We start from the raw sequence: 13,045 nt of genomic DNA on the forward strand, positions 1-13,045 counted from the left end.
GCTTTATATGACGCGTTCGAACATCATCACCCACCCACTCTCACGTCGCCAGGTGTTGAAAGGCGGCGCGGCGCTAGGGTTAGGTTCCGCCGCAGCAATGGGCTTAAGCCCCGCCTGGGCCACCCCCTGGGGGCGTACAAACGTCTATTCCAAAGGCGTGGAAGAAGGCCCGGTGGTATCGCTGGCCATCCGGCGTGAATCCATTCCGATTGATGGCCAGGAAGCGAGCACTTTTAGTATCAACGGCACCAGCCCCGGCCCGTTGATTCGCCTGAAGGAAGGTCAGGACGCAGTGCTGCGCGTCACCAATCTGCTCGATGAGTCCACCTCCATTCACTGGCACGGCTTAATTCTGCCCCCGGAAATGGATGGGGTACCAGGGGTAAGCTTTGCTGGCATTGCGCCCGGTGAAACCTTCACCTACCGTTTCCCTGTTCGCCAGAATGGCACCTACTGGTATCACAGCCACTCCGGCATGCAGGAGCAGCTAGGCCACGTGGGGCCGCTGATTATCGACGCCGCCGAGCGCGAACCCTTCCGCTATGACCGCGAGCACGTGATACTGCTCACCGACTGGACCTTTGAAGACCCCATGTCGGTATTTCGCAACCTGAAAACCATGGAGGGCTACTACAACTTCCAGGAACGCACGGTTGCCGATTTCTTCGCCGATGTACGGCAAAACGGCTTGGCCCCCACCGCCGAGATGCGCGGCATGTGGGCCAAAATGCGTATGAGTTCGCGGGACATCGCGGATGTCACTGGCAGCACCTACACCTACCTACTCAACGGCCATTCCCCTGAGGAAAACTGGAGCGCGCTGTTCAAGCCGGGCGAACGTGTACGACTGCGAGTGATCAACGGCTCGGCGATGTCCTACTTTGATGTACGTATACCCGGCCTCAAAATGACCGTAGTGGCCGCCGACGGCCAACCGGTTCAGCCCGTACCTGTCGATGAGTTCCGAATCGGCGTTGCCGAAACCTACGACGTTTTGGTGTCACCCGAAGACGATCAGGCCTACACCATCTTCGCCGAATCCATGGATCGCAGCGGCTACGCTCGCGCCACTTTAGCCCCGCGCGAAGGCATGCAGGCGGAGATTCCGGACCGTCGCCAAATTGCTGACCGCGGTATGGAAGCCATGGGTGCCCACGGCATGACCAGCATGGATCATTCCACTATGGAAGGAATGGATCATTCGGGCATGTCGAACATGCAGGGGATGGACCACGCCAGCATGGAAGAAATGGATCACTCGGCTATGTCAAATATGGAGGGTATGGATCATTCCAACATGGAGGGAATAGACCATTCGGATATGTCGGGTATGAACAACATGGATCACTCCAATGGCATGGCCGGAGAGCAGCGCAACATGCTCGCAAGCGGTATGTTGGCAGCTGGCGACGCCCAGCCGGGCTCACGCTATGGTCAAGTGGGCATAGGCATTGACCCCGATGAGCGTCGTGTTCTGGTTTACCGAGACTTGAAGGCCTTCACGCCATGGCCCGACCGCCGCGAGCCCAGACGCGAGCTTGAACTGCACCTCACCGGCAACATGGAACGCTACATGTGGTCGTTCGACGGCAAGAAGTTTAGCGAAGTAACTGGGCCAATTCACTTCGAGAAAGACGAGCGGCTGCGCTTAATACTGATCAACGACACCATGATGGAACACCCCATTCACCTACACGGCATGTGGATGGAGCTGGAAAACGGTCAGGGTGAGCTGATTCCGCGTAAACACACCCTGAATGTTAAGCCCGGCGAGCGGGTTTCGGCGCTGATCACGGCAGATGCCGAAGGCAGTTGGGCCTTCCATTGCCATCTGCTTTATCACATGGATGCTGGCATGTTCCGCGTTGTTCAGGTTTCTTAAGGAGGCAGTATGAAAGCCAAGTTCTACTTCACTGGCATTAGCTTAGCGTTTGCCATGACCACCGCTGCCCAGGCGGAAGATGGTTACGACGCGCCGAATGATTGGCCAGCCCCGATGATGGAACACAATATGGGGATGGCGCTCTTTGATCGCCTTGAATATAGCGTGCCCGACAACGGCGAAGAGGCCGTTGTTTGGGACTTTCAAGGCTGGTACGGCGGTGATATTAATCGTGTATACCTTAAGTCGGAAGGCGAGAACGTCCAGGGCGACGGCGAGGATGCCGAGTTCGAATCCCTTGAACTGCTGTACAGCCGCCTAGTTGCCGACTTTTGGGAGTTACAGGGCGGCGTGGGTTATCAGGGTGGCGTCTTTTCCGATGACCACGCCGAGCGAACCTATGCTGTGGTGGGCCTGCAAGGCGTGATGCCCTATGGCATCGAAACCGATGTCTCCCTACAACTGAGCGAGGACGGCGATCTGGCCGCCAGTTTTGAGGGCGAATACGACCTGCGCCTGACACAACGCCTTTATCTTCAACCACGTACTGAAATTGCCGTTGCTGCCAGTGAAGTCGAGGAGTTTGGTGTGGGCGAGGGGCTCAACTCAGTGCGTGTGGGGATGCGTCTCGGCTACGAGGTCACCCGCCGCTTCGCTCCGTACGTGGGCGCTTACTGGGTAAAAGAGTATGGCGATACCGCCGACCTTACTCGAGCTAGTGGGGTTAGTAGCGAAGACACCGGCGTGGTTGCGGGTGTCAGGGTAATGTTTTAGGTGGGATTTTTTGCTACATCCACCGTGTAATCGCCAGACACAACACCTCTTGGTAGGCTGATACAAACACCTGCCATGCCACATATTTGACTTAAAGGCTGCACATGAGTTCTAGACTATTAGAGCTATTAGAACTTAAAAGAGCACGAGGTCGTGCGCCTTGTTCGCCAAACCGGGGGAATGAACGATGTCTGAAGACCATGCCGAGACAAAAGTGAAAGACCCTGTTTGTGGCATGGACGTTGATCCCCATGCTACTCACCACCGTGCCAATCACGCGGGTAAGACATGGTACTTCTGCTCAGAAAAGTGTCAGGAAAAGTTTGTTGCCAAGCCTGATGCGTATCTTGAGCCAAGCAAACAGTCACAAGCGTCAGCACCCTCGGGATCTATTTATACTTGCCCGATGCACCCAGAAGTTCGACGAGAAGGCCCAGGCGACTGCCCAATCTGCGGCATGGCGTTGGAACCTGAGACTGTGTCTGCCGACACCGGCCCTTCGGACGAACTCAAGGACATGACCCGGCGTTTCTGGATCGGCCTCGTACTGACCCTGCCCGTGTTTGCCCTAGAAATGGGTGGCCACGTGTTTGGCCTTATGCATTTTATTTCCCAGCAAACCTCTAACTGGATTCAACTGCTGCTGGCAACGCCGGTAGTCGTCTGGGCAGGTTGGCCATTCTTTGTACGCGGATGGCGTTCGCTAGTGCATCGCAGCCTTAATATGTTCACGCTAATCGCGATAGGTACCGGCACCGCATTGATCTACAGTTTGCTGGCCACCCTCACTCCGGGCATCTTTCCCGATGCCTTTCGTCAAGCCGATGGCTCGGTGGCCGTTTATTTTGAAGCGGCAGCAGTGATTGTCGTTTTAGTTTTACTAGGACAAGTATTAGAGCTACGCGCTCGTGAAAAAACCTCTGGCGCTATTCGCGCTCTGCTCGACCTAGCGCCCGCTACCGCTCGACGCCTTGATGATCAGGGCAATGAGGAAGATATCTCCCTTGACCAGGTTCAGGTAGGGGACCGTCTCCGGGTGCGCCCCGGCGATAAGGTGCCATTAGATGGCGAAGTGATGGAAGGTCGCTCCAACGTTGACGAATCCATGGTTACCGGCGAACCACTAGCGGTGAAAAAGGAAGTCGGCGATGGCGTCATTGGCGGCAGTATCAATGGTCAAGGATCCTTTGTCATGCGCGCTGACAAGGTGGGCCAGGACACCATGCTGTCGCAGATTGTGCAAATGGTCGCCAGCGCCCAGCGCAGCCGCGCACCCATTCAAGGGCTTGCCGACAAAGTCGCCAGCATCTTTGTACCCGTCGTTATTCTCATTGCCGTTGTGGCTTTCATCGCCTGGTCATTGTGGGGCCCTACCCCGCCGATGGCGTTTGGCCTGATTGCGGCAGTTAGTGTTCTGATCATTGCCTGCCCGTGCGCGCTAGGCCTCGCTACCCCCATGTCAATTATGGTGGGTGTAGGGCGCGGTGCCCAGTTAGGCGTGTTGATCCGCGACGCCGAAGCTCTTGAACGTCTAGAGAAGGTCGATACCGTCGTCGTCGACAAAACCGGCACGCTTACCGAAGGCAAACCTCGAGTGACCGAGTTGATTCTCACTGAGGGCATTGCTGAATCGGAGCTTTTGAGCTTGGCAGCTAGCCTTGAGCGAGGCAGCGAGCATCCCTTGGCCCATGCGATAGTCGAGAAGGCTAAAGAGGCAGAGGTAAAATTAACAGAAGCGTTGGACTTTGAGGCTCCCAACGGCATGGGCGTTATAGGCCAGATAGATGGCAAGCGTATTGCCCTGGGCAATCGGCTCTTGATGGAAAGCGAAGGCGTTAACACCCAGTCTCAAGACACACATGCCGATCAATTGCGCAGTGACGGTGCTACGGTCATCTTTGCGAGCATCGACGGGAATTTGGCTGGTCTTCTCGCCATTGCCGATCCGGTCAAGGAAACCACCGAAGAAGCCATCCGCTCACTACAGGCTGACGGTATTCGAGTGGTGATGCTGACAGGCGATAATCGTACCTCCGCAGAAGCTGTGGCGCGTCGGCTAGGCATTGATGAGGTCGAAGCTGAAGTGCTTCCAGAAGACAAGGGCCGGGTGATTCAGCGTCTCCGCGATGAAGGGCGCATTGTTGTCATGGCCGGCGATGGCGTGAATGATGCCCCCGCACTGGCAACAGCAGATGTCGGCATTGCCATGGGAACCGGCACCGATGTGGCGATAGAAAGTGCTGGAATTACCCTACTGCGTGGGGATCTTACCGGTATTGCCACGGCAAACCAGCTTTCAAAAGCCACCATGCGCAATATCCGCCAAAATCTGTTTTTTGCTTTTGCCTACAATGCGGCGGGTATTCCCATTGCTGCTGGAATCTTGTACCCCTTCACCGGCATTCTGTTATCGCCAATAATTGCTGCAGCAGCGATGTCACTCTCTTCAGTAAGCGTTATCGGCAATGCTTTGCGACTTAGGATGATAGTTATTAAGTAAAATATCTAAGTGACTAAATCGGAGATAAATCGCGCAGGCGTGCACTGTGGATATTATCCACAGTGCACTAACCCGAACATTTTGATCTCAACATTTTCCTCAAATGGGTTGTTTGTCATGACATCATGGACAACCCAAACTGACGAACTGCACGGTAAAAATTTTAAGGCCTATCAAGCAGCTGACATAATAATTTTGAGCCTTAATTAACTTTGCTTTACAGAGTTAAAGTAACGAATGGCCGCTTTGGGTCCTGGCCGTGTGAAAACAGAAAAAATCTGGTCTGACTCAAGAACCTTCACCCTTTATTCGTGAGCCTCGTTTTCATTCCGCCTTATCTCCCGCACGTTGGCCTTTCTACGACTTAATAATCATCACATCCACCCCGGCACCTAGAATACTTCAAAGCGATCTCTTGGTTGATAAGGCTCGTAATGCCGCCAGGGGAAGCACTTTCGGTAGGCGGCCACTCGCCCTGCCCAAATGTGACACTTCTACCAGCGTCATCCTCGAAAACGAACTATAAGTCGTCTGTCGTCTCGCGCAATTCTGCCAGCTCCGGCGTCATGCGGACGGCAAGTTGGCCATCGTCTTGGCGTATTATGGCGCGGGCAATGACCGGAGTGATCTGCTCATCGACGTACGGGCCACCACTGTGGATGCGGATTGTCACAGCAAGAAGGATGGCGAACGAGACCATCAGCGTAGCCAGATGGAAGACCAGGACTGCTCGCACGTATCGCAGGAACGAGGGACAGCCCCGTCCGGCAGGGTGCGGTCTAGCAAGACCAGGTCGAAGGAAGCAAGCATCAACGCCTCGCGCGCGGTGGTCAACCGGGCCCGCAAGGGATATGGTGTCCGGTTGACCGCCTGGTTATGGGCCCGTTCACCCATTGTTTTGGCACCCGATACCGGATGCCGACTCCTTGATACTTTGCACCAACAGAACCCATGGCGCTACGAACCAGAACACTGAATGTGCAGGTTTACCCGGAGGACTCGCCGGATGGCATGATTGGGTGCCTGTCCACCAACCGGCTTCGCTTCCTACCGGCTAGTTTTCCGGCGCTCCATCGCTGCGGCGATGCTCTCTTCGTTCTCCTCGCCCCAGCCGCAAAGCGGCTCCATGGCCCGCACCAGACTTGCCCCGAAGGGCGTCAGCGAGTAGTCGACGCGCAGCGGGATCTCCCCATAGTCGGTTCGCTGGACGATGCCGTCGGACTCCAGCTCCTTCAACTGCTGGATCAACATTTTGTCGCTCACGCCTCGGACGCTTCGCTTGAGCTCGCCGTAACGCGTCGGGCCCTTGTTTAAAAAGAACAGAATCAAAGGCTTCCACTTCCCGGAGATCACGTGCAGCGTCGCATGCAGGCCGCAAATGAAACGTGGGTTTTCTGAGTTTTCTTTCGCCATAACGGATACTTACCAAAAGGTGCATACTTGAACATTTGTAAGTTGGTATATACCGTAAAAGCGAACCGAGTCAATACACACGGAGACCCAACCATGAGCCGGCTAAACGGTAAAATCGCACTGATCACAGGCGGAGCCAGCGGCATCGGCCTGGCCTCGGCCCAACGCCTCATCGACGAAGGCGCCTTCGTCTTTATCGCCGGACGGCGCCAGGACGTCCTCGACAACGCGGCTGAGGCACTGGGATCCAGCGCCCAGGGCGTCCAGGCGGATGTGACAAAGCTAGAGGATCTCGACCGCGTCTTCGAAACGATCCAGAAAGAAAAAGGACACCTGGACGTACTGGTAGCCAACGCGGGCGTCGGCGAATTCGCCAGCCTGGGACAGATCACCGAGGAGCACTACGACTACATCTTCGACATCAACGTCAAAGGCACCCTCTTCACCGTCCAGAAGGCCCTTCCTCTGATGACGAACGGCGGCTCCATCATCCTCACCGGTTCCACGGTCGGCAGCATGGGCACCCCCGCGATGAGCATCTACAGCGCCTCCAAGGCGGCCGTCCGAAACCTGGTGCGCAGTTGGGCCCATGATCTCAGGGGCACCGGCATTCGCGTGAACGTCATGTCTCCTGGCCCGACCAAAACAGACAAGCTGACGGAACTGCTCCCATCCGAAGCCCTGAGCGAGATGAAACGGACCGTACCGCTTGAGCGTCTGGGCGATCCCAAAGAAACCGCAGGCGCGGTCGCGTTCCTGGCGTCCGACGATAGCAGCTTTATGACGGGGAGCGAGGTGTTCGTTGACGGGGGCTACGCGCAGGTTTAGGGGCTAGGCGAAGAACGGGAGGCAATGAACCAAAAGGGGTCAGATAGATTTTAAATCAGTCAGCTTGGTTAAAAACAAATCAACCTGCCCCATTTACATGGATCAAAATAAAATCGATCTGACCCCTTTAGTTTTGGTTTCCCTTACTCATAACGTCGCAATCACGCGCTTGTCGCGTACATTGCCTGGTTATGCTGTGCTGGATGGTCACTTACCAGTCGCCCATACATTGCAGAGTCAGAGACGATGCCGTTGACTTCCCAACGCTGCCTCAGCAGCCCCTCTCGGGAAAATCCTAGTTTCTCTAGAGCTTTCGCGGAAGACTGGTTGCCTGGGTCGATCTCTGCTTCAATTCGCCGAAGTCCCAATGAATTGAATCCGTACTGAATTAATGCCTCTCCCGCCTCGCGAATGTAACCCTTTCCCCAAAAAGAGCGACCCAAACCAAAACCGATCTCGGCACGTTTGGATTCTTTGTCGTAGCTAAACAACATACATTTTCCAGCCAGCTCACCTGTAGACTTCAGATACACGCCGAGTATAAGCGAGTCTTGACGCTGCATCGAACCGTTACTCTCATTAATGAAATCAAGCGAGTCCTGAATTGTTGTCCAAGGTGCAGTATTCCAATACCGCATGACCTCAGGGTCAGAGAAAATTTCGAGTAGGCTATCCGAGTCATCAATTACTAAAGGCTTAAGTTCTAATCTCTCGGTTTCAATAACTGGGAAAAATAACTTCTCGGACATTCATTCCTCCATTTTTACGCATAACGCCAACATACCCCACAAAGTCTGGAGCGGCGAAGCCGCGGAAGAGTCTGTCGGGTTCATGTACTCGTTAGCGCATGGCACAACTCTTACCGATGGCACCCGCCAAACCGCTGATTAGAGCAGCCAGCCCTGTAGCGCCCGCTCAACCCGACCCCCAAACTGCTCCACCTGCGTCGGCGACAACTGTTCGCTTTTGTACAGCGACAACATCTGCAACCGACATTTCGGAGCGCAGGTGCCAACGATGGCGGTCTTCAGCACCCGCTTAACCGGCTGCCGCAGCACAAACTTATCCACCCACCACGGCGAGCCAAGCGATGTAACCGCCAGCATATGATGCAGGTTCGTTAACCTGGGCTTGATGGGACCGTACTGATCAGCATGGTCATACGCTATGCCGGGGGCCCATACCCGATCAAACCAGCCTTTGAGGATAGCCGGGAAACCAAACCACCAGGTGGGAAACACCAGCACGATGGCCTCTGCTGCCAAAAGCCGCTCCACTTGAGGCGCTACCTGCTGTGCAGTGTATGATCCGGCGTAGTAACTGCGCCGTTCTGAACCCGTTAACGAGGCGGCAAATTCGTGGGCGTACAGGTCTTCCACCTCAACGGAATGACCCGCAGCCTCAAGCGCCTTGATCGTGCGCTGGGCCAGAGACGAACACAGGCTTTCCGAAAGCGGATGGGCTTTTACAACAAGGCAATTCATTCGACGCTGGTCCTTCTTCTTCTCTCTTTGACGCTAACGTCCCAAGCAGGGGAATATTTTGCGTTTTGAGCGCAGCGAAGAAAATATTTCCACTGCCTTGGATGGTTAGAGGCGCCTTGTACTACGTTTGCTTTAAAAGTATGCCTCCAAATTTTTACCCTTTAGCAAATATACCTGCGCTGTTGAAAATATACAGCCTCCTGCTACGAGGAGAGCTGCGAAGAACAATGAATTTAGCCAAAAAAGTAAATGCCGTACAACACTGATACGACAACAGCTAGCCCGTATGCAATTGTGAGCCATTTCGCCCATTTCATGCCCTGAAGTACACACCAAGTTAGAACCGCGTAACCATGATACCCATCACAGTGTATGGTTACCCCAATGGTGGCTGCCCTTTTGCTGCCCACACAGCTACTGAAGGAGGCCTAATTGACGCGCAAACGCCAGATCGTCTACGAGGCACCACTGCTCCTGTACGAGGCCGTCCGCGACGCGGTAGATTGAAATCTCCTCAACAACGATCTTGCGCCCCGTAGGAAGAACGTCATCCAACGGCCCCGTATTGATCCCACTCGAGCGATAGCGAGTAACAACCTTGTTGGCGGTCTCGATGGTGTCGAGAATCTCCTCGCGCCAGTCGGGAAAAGCTGTCCGAATGCGCAAGAGCATGGCTCGCGCACCTGCATGCCCTTCGAATGTCGACTGAGCCCAGCCCTTCGGCATATGGGCAACGAAAGATGGGGAGTAGACCAGCGGTATGTCGGCGATAGCGCCTGAGTTCCTGAGATCGTGAAGGCGCTGAATGATGTCCAATGCACGCATAAGATGGCTTCCTCTGAGGCCTAACGCAGAGCGCACCGGTGGCCTTGGCGCAGCGAAGCGGAGACAAGGGCATCCGAGTGACGCGCATTGTTAGAGAATCCTTGAGGATTACTCGTGCTGTAAGACATTAATGAGCTTCCCGAATGGATCGCGTACATAAAACCGGCGGACACCCCATGGCTCACTTACTGGTCCGTACTCTATTGCAATATTTCCGCCTGTCACTCTCTCCAAAGCAACCTCCAAGTTATCGACTTCTATAGAGAGATCAGGGACTGGCGTGCCAGAGCCACCTTCCGATGCCACGCTTACCTGAGTGGTCATTTCCTCGCCCGAGCTATAGGTCCTTATCCACCCATGATCCATCACAACCTTGAGCCCAAAGATGTCCGCATAGAACCTCTCTGCTTCTGATGGGCTAGCTGCCGCGATATTGGAGACTATGCGTTTTACTATCATTCTGGCTCCAAAAGGTTGAACTCAACTCGCTCTAACAGGTATTAGACTGCCCACCCTATGATTGGATAAACGTGCCGGCACGTTTATCCGACAAATGCAGCCTACAAAATCCACTCTAAGTCATTGATAGACATGGTTGCTAATTTTTATTAGGAAAAATTAGCAAGATTCGCGCGACTGCTGCATTACCCGGCACCTCCGCCTTGGGTGGTTACCTGTCTTACTGCTTTAACTGATCCACCTACCCAATCCAGATTAGCACAGTTGTGCTTAGGACAGCTGATGATCTTAAGTTTCGGCTTTCAACGCCGACGCTGTCAGGTAAGCAGGAGCTGCTAGGGATAATAAGGCTCTCAGTAAGCGCGATATCCGCGCCCATTCGTTGCCCTTGCGAGGACGCAAACGGGTTGAGATATCCAGACGCAGATGCGGGAAGAAGTAACGTTTACCGCTGGGGGATTTAGCTGTTCAGCTATCTGAACAATCAACTGATTGCAGGCAACAGCCATCACCTGGGTGATGGCATCGTTGCACGGGATGGGAATAACGCGGGATTGGAGAGAGTGGTGGTCGGCTGCTTACCGTTTTCCCCTCCACTTACGTGGATCAATGCGGCCTTCGTACATCGGTAATTCCAGCACTGGGTCATCGTCTCGGAACTGAGACCACATGCGGTTCAAGCCTGCAGTGCCGAAGGTTCGCACACGCTCCACCTCACCCAGGTTGAGTACATCGGTAAGGATGCCCGGGGTAGCGCCTGACATCCGCGCGCGGATGCGGCCTTCGGGGTCGACGATCAAACTCTGACCCTCCCCCGCAGGCGCGGCTGAATTAGCGCTCACCATATACACCTGGTTGAAAATAGCATTGGCCTGCACAAGGATTTGCTCCTGGGCGCGGTCGCAGGTGGTGGTGGCCACTTGGTTGATGATCACCTCCGCCCCCAGCCACGCCAGTTGACGCACCATCTCGGGGAACCAGATGTCGTAGCAAATAGCTAGGCCGACCCGGCCTATGCCCGGCACTTCGAACACTTCAAAGCGATCTCCCGGCTGATAGGGCTCGTAAGGCCGCCAGGGGAAACACTTACGGTAGGCGGCCACTCGCTCACCTTCGGGAGAATATACCGGCGCGGTGTTGTACAGATGCCCGTCATCTCCCCGCTCGCATACTGTGCCGGGCAGCAGCCATACTCCCAGGTTGCGGGCGATACGTGACAAGTGCTGGTCACGGGGGCCATCGATCGGTTCAGCAGCAGCTTCCAGTTGCTCCCTGCGCTGCTGAGGCGTACCGGTGGCACCGCATAGATGAAGCTCCGGATAAACCACCATCCTTGGCTGTTCAAAATCAGCACCGAAGTCACTCAGGTGTACCGCCAGCTCGGCCTCGAAGTCCAGCAGTTCGGAGTCAATGCCGTGCGGCCGCGAGGCCTCCTGCACCACAAGGACAGGCAAATTTCTGGACATGGTAGATCTCCGTTTAAAGGGTCGCTTTTACTGAGGTGGGCGCTGACTCGGGCTCGGATTCATCAAAGGCCACTTCCGGCGGTTCGCGACGGAAGAATCGAGTAAGGTAGGCCAGCTGGGCGAGACCAATGGAAAGCCAGATCAGCCCAAGAATAAAGGCGTTGATATCCAGCTTACTCATCAGCCAAAGGTTAACCAGGGCACCGATGAGCGGCACCAGCATCCCTCTAATCACACCATACTGGCGCTTTGCATCGGCGTCTTTGCTGACCAGAAAGATCACTGACAGGTTCACCATCGTGAAGGCGATAAAGGCACCGAAGTTGATAAACGAGGCGGCAGATAATACATCGAGGAACAAAGCGATGATGCCTATAGCGCCCGTTAACACGATGTTGAACACCGGCGTATGGAAGCGCGAGTGCAGCGCACCGAACAGCTTAGGCGGCAGTACCGCGTCCCGCCCCATGGCAAACAGCAGCCGAGAGGCACTCGCTTGGGCGGCTAGGCCAGACGTGAATTGGGCAAGCACCATACCGGCCAGAAAGATAGCCCCGAAGAGATCCGCACCGATGGTCGTGGCAATTTCAAAGGCAGCGGAGTCAGCATTTACGAAACTGCCACCTGGGTGAACCAGTTGAGTTGTGTAACCTACCAGCACGTAGATACCGCCACCGATCAGTGCAGTCAGCATGATGGCTCTGGGAATATTACGCTTTGGCTCGATGGTCTCCTCGGTCAGCGTGGTAACGGCATCGAAACCAAGGAAAGAGTATGCGGCCACCGCTGCGCCCGCGGCAATCGCGGTGAAACCAGCCTCTTCACCCAAGAACGGCCCCAGGCTAAAAAGCGAATCAGTGCCACCGGTCGCAAATACGTGACGAATTGAAAGCAGTACGAAGAACGCGATCACCAGTATTTGGAAGACCATCAGCAACGAATTCACTTTGGAAGCAAGCTTGATGCCGTAGATATTCAAGAAGGTGGTGATACCGATGAAGCCGAGCAGGAATATCCAGCTCGGCACTTCAGGAAAACGCGCGTTCAAATAAGCAGCACCGATCAACCAAATCACCATGGGCAGGAAGAAATAGTCCAGCAGCACGCTCCACCCCACCATAAAGCCAACACGCGAGTCGATGGCTCTGCGTGCGTAAGTATAGGCAGACCCGGCTACCGGATAAGTACGCGCCATAATGCCGTAGCTGTATGCCGTGAATAGCATGGCGACGGTAGTGATGAGATAAGCAGTGGGTACGGCGCCATTGCTAGTGCTGGCAATCACACCGAAAGTGCCCAGCACGATTAATGGCGTCATGTAGGCAAGGCCAAACAACACCACGGCTTTTAGGGATAGGGTTCTTTCCAGTTTGATATTGTTATCCGTCATGATCCATCTCCAGGAAACGTTGGA

Annotated in this window: 12 protein-coding genes; 4 read left to right on the top strand and 8 right to left on the bottom strand. The window is 54.8% G+C overall.

The window, feature by feature from the left end:
• Positions 1–7: 7 nt before the first annotated feature.
• The 3 genes from AC4EYZ_RS09860 (at position 8) to AC4EYZ_RS09870 (ending at position 5,156) form a co-directional block, all read left to right on the top strand.
• On the top strand, positions 8–1,882 hold the full coding sequence (locus AC4EYZ_RS09860) for a copper resistance system multicopper oxidase (RefSeq protein WP_474192694.1): 1,875 nt from the start codon (positions 8–10) through the stop codon (positions 1,880–1,882).
• Between the two features lie 9 nt (positions 1,883–1,891).
• Positions 1,892–2,656 (top strand): copper resistance protein B, encoded by a 765-nt coding sequence (locus AC4EYZ_RS09865; RefSeq protein ID WP_233974695.1) that lies wholly within the window; start codon positions 1,892–1,894, stop codon positions 2,654–2,656.
• 187 nt (positions 2,657–2,843) lie between these two features.
• Complete coding sequence (locus AC4EYZ_RS09870) at positions 2,844–5,156, top strand: heavy metal translocating P-type ATPase (protein ID WP_490204241.1); 2,313 nt, start codon at positions 2,844–2,846, stop codon at positions 5,154–5,156.
• A 520-nt stretch (positions 5,157–5,676) separates the two neighbouring features.
• Here AC4EYZ_RS09870 and AC4EYZ_RS09875 read toward each other — a convergent pair.
• Positions 5,677–5,829, bottom strand: a complete 153-nt coding sequence (locus AC4EYZ_RS09875) for a hypothetical protein (RefSeq protein WP_155705665.1) — start codon at positions 5,827–5,829, stop codon at positions 5,677–5,679.
• A 374-nt stretch (positions 5,830–6,203) separates the two neighbouring features.
• Positions 6,204–6,569, bottom strand: a complete 366-nt coding sequence (locus tag AC4EYZ_RS09880) for a winged helix-turn-helix transcriptional regulator (protein ID WP_027958219.1) — start codon at positions 6,567–6,569, stop codon at positions 6,204–6,206.
• Between the two features lie 93 nt (positions 6,570–6,662).
• On the opposite strand from AC4EYZ_RS09880, the gene AC4EYZ_RS09885 reads away from it, so the two are divergent.
• Complete coding sequence (locus AC4EYZ_RS09885; RefSeq protein WP_138801371.1) at positions 6,663–7,397, top strand: SDR family NAD(P)-dependent oxidoreductase; 735 nt, start codon at positions 6,663–6,665, stop codon at positions 7,395–7,397.
• 161 nt (positions 7,398–7,558) lie between these two features.
• Here AC4EYZ_RS09885 and AC4EYZ_RS09890 read toward each other — a convergent pair whose 3' ends face one another.
• The 6 genes from AC4EYZ_RS09890 to AC4EYZ_RS09915 all read right to left on the bottom strand — a co-directional run bounded on the left by AC4EYZ_RS09890 (position 7,559) and on the right by AC4EYZ_RS09915 (position 13,021).
• Positions 7,559–8,146 (bottom strand): GNAT family N-acetyltransferase, encoded by a 588-nt coding sequence (locus AC4EYZ_RS09890; RefSeq protein WP_490204242.1) that lies wholly within the window; start codon positions 8,144–8,146, stop codon positions 7,559–7,561.
• A 138-nt stretch (positions 8,147–8,284) separates the two neighbouring features.
• Positions 8,285–8,881: an NAD(P)H-dependent oxidoreductase gene (locus AC4EYZ_RS09895; protein WP_400672682.1), complete on the bottom strand. Its 597-nt coding sequence runs from the start codon at positions 8,879–8,881 to the stop codon at positions 8,285–8,287.
• Positions 8,882–9,295: 414 nt separating this feature from the next.
• Complete coding sequence (locus AC4EYZ_RS09900; protein WP_474192596.1) at positions 9,296–9,706, bottom strand: ester cyclase; 411 nt, start codon at positions 9,704–9,706, stop codon at positions 9,296–9,298.
• A gap of 108 nt (positions 9,707–9,814) precedes the next feature.
• Positions 9,815–10,165 (bottom strand): VOC family protein, encoded by a 351-nt coding sequence (locus tag AC4EYZ_RS09905; RefSeq protein ID WP_027958216.1) that lies wholly within the window; start codon positions 10,163–10,165, stop codon positions 9,815–9,817.
• A gap of 578 nt (positions 10,166–10,743) precedes the next feature.
• Positions 10,744–11,631, bottom strand: a complete 888-nt coding sequence (locus tag AC4EYZ_RS09910) for a carbon-nitrogen hydrolase family protein (protein WP_474192597.1) — start codon at positions 11,629–11,631, stop codon at positions 10,744–10,746.
• 13 nt (positions 11,632–11,644) lie between these two features.
• Positions 11,645–13,021: an APC family permease gene (locus AC4EYZ_RS09915; protein WP_039859977.1), complete on the bottom strand. Its 1,377-nt coding sequence runs from the start codon at positions 13,019–13,021 to the stop codon at positions 11,645–11,647.
• Positions 13,022–13,045: the final 24 nt, after the last annotated feature.

Source organism: Vreelandella sp. 162(4c) (genome assembly GCF_058152265.1).

Excerpts from the sequence above, each read along its gene's own strand:
- AC4EYZ_RS09900 (WP_474192596.1), bottom strand. The coding sequence starts at position 9,706 with ATGCGTGCATTGGACATCATTCAGCGCCTTCACGATCTCAGGAACTCA.
- AC4EYZ_RS09905 (WP_027958216.1), bottom strand. The coding sequence starts at position 10,165 with ATGATAGTAAAACGCATAGTCTCCAATATCGCGGCAGCTAGCCCATCA.
- AC4EYZ_RS09895 (WP_400672682.1), bottom strand. The coding sequence starts at position 8,881 with ATGAATTGCCTTGTTGTAAAAGCCCATCCGCTTTCGGAAAGCCTGTGT.
- AC4EYZ_RS09915 (WP_039859977.1), bottom strand. The coding sequence starts at position 13,021 with ATGACGGATAACAATATCAAACTGGAAAGAACCCTATCCCTAAAAGCC.
- AC4EYZ_RS09910 (WP_474192597.1), bottom strand. The coding sequence starts at position 11,631 with ATGTCCAGAAATTTGCCTGTCCTTGTGGTGCAGGAGGCCTCGCGGCCG.
- AC4EYZ_RS09860 (WP_474192694.1), top strand. The coding sequence starts at position 8 with ATGACGCGTTCGAACATCATCACCCACCCACTCTCACGTCGCCAGGTG.
- AC4EYZ_RS09870 (WP_490204241.1), top strand. The coding sequence starts at position 2,844 with ATGTCTGAAGACCATGCCGAGACAAAAGTGAAAGACCCTGTTTGTGGC.
- AC4EYZ_RS09865 (WP_233974695.1), top strand. The coding sequence starts at position 1,892 with ATGAAAGCCAAGTTCTACTTCACTGGCATTAGCTTAGCGTTTGCCATG.
- AC4EYZ_RS09880 (WP_027958219.1), bottom strand. The coding sequence starts at position 6,569 with ATGGCGAAAGAAAACTCAGAAAACCCACGTTTCATTTGCGGCCTGCAT.
- AC4EYZ_RS09885 (WP_138801371.1), top strand. The coding sequence starts at position 6,663 with ATGAGCCGGCTAAACGGTAAAATCGCACTGATCACAGGCGGAGCCAGC.
- AC4EYZ_RS09890 (WP_490204242.1), bottom strand. The coding sequence starts at position 8,146 with ATGTCCGAGAAGTTATTTTTCCCAGTTATTGAAACCGAGAGATTAGAA.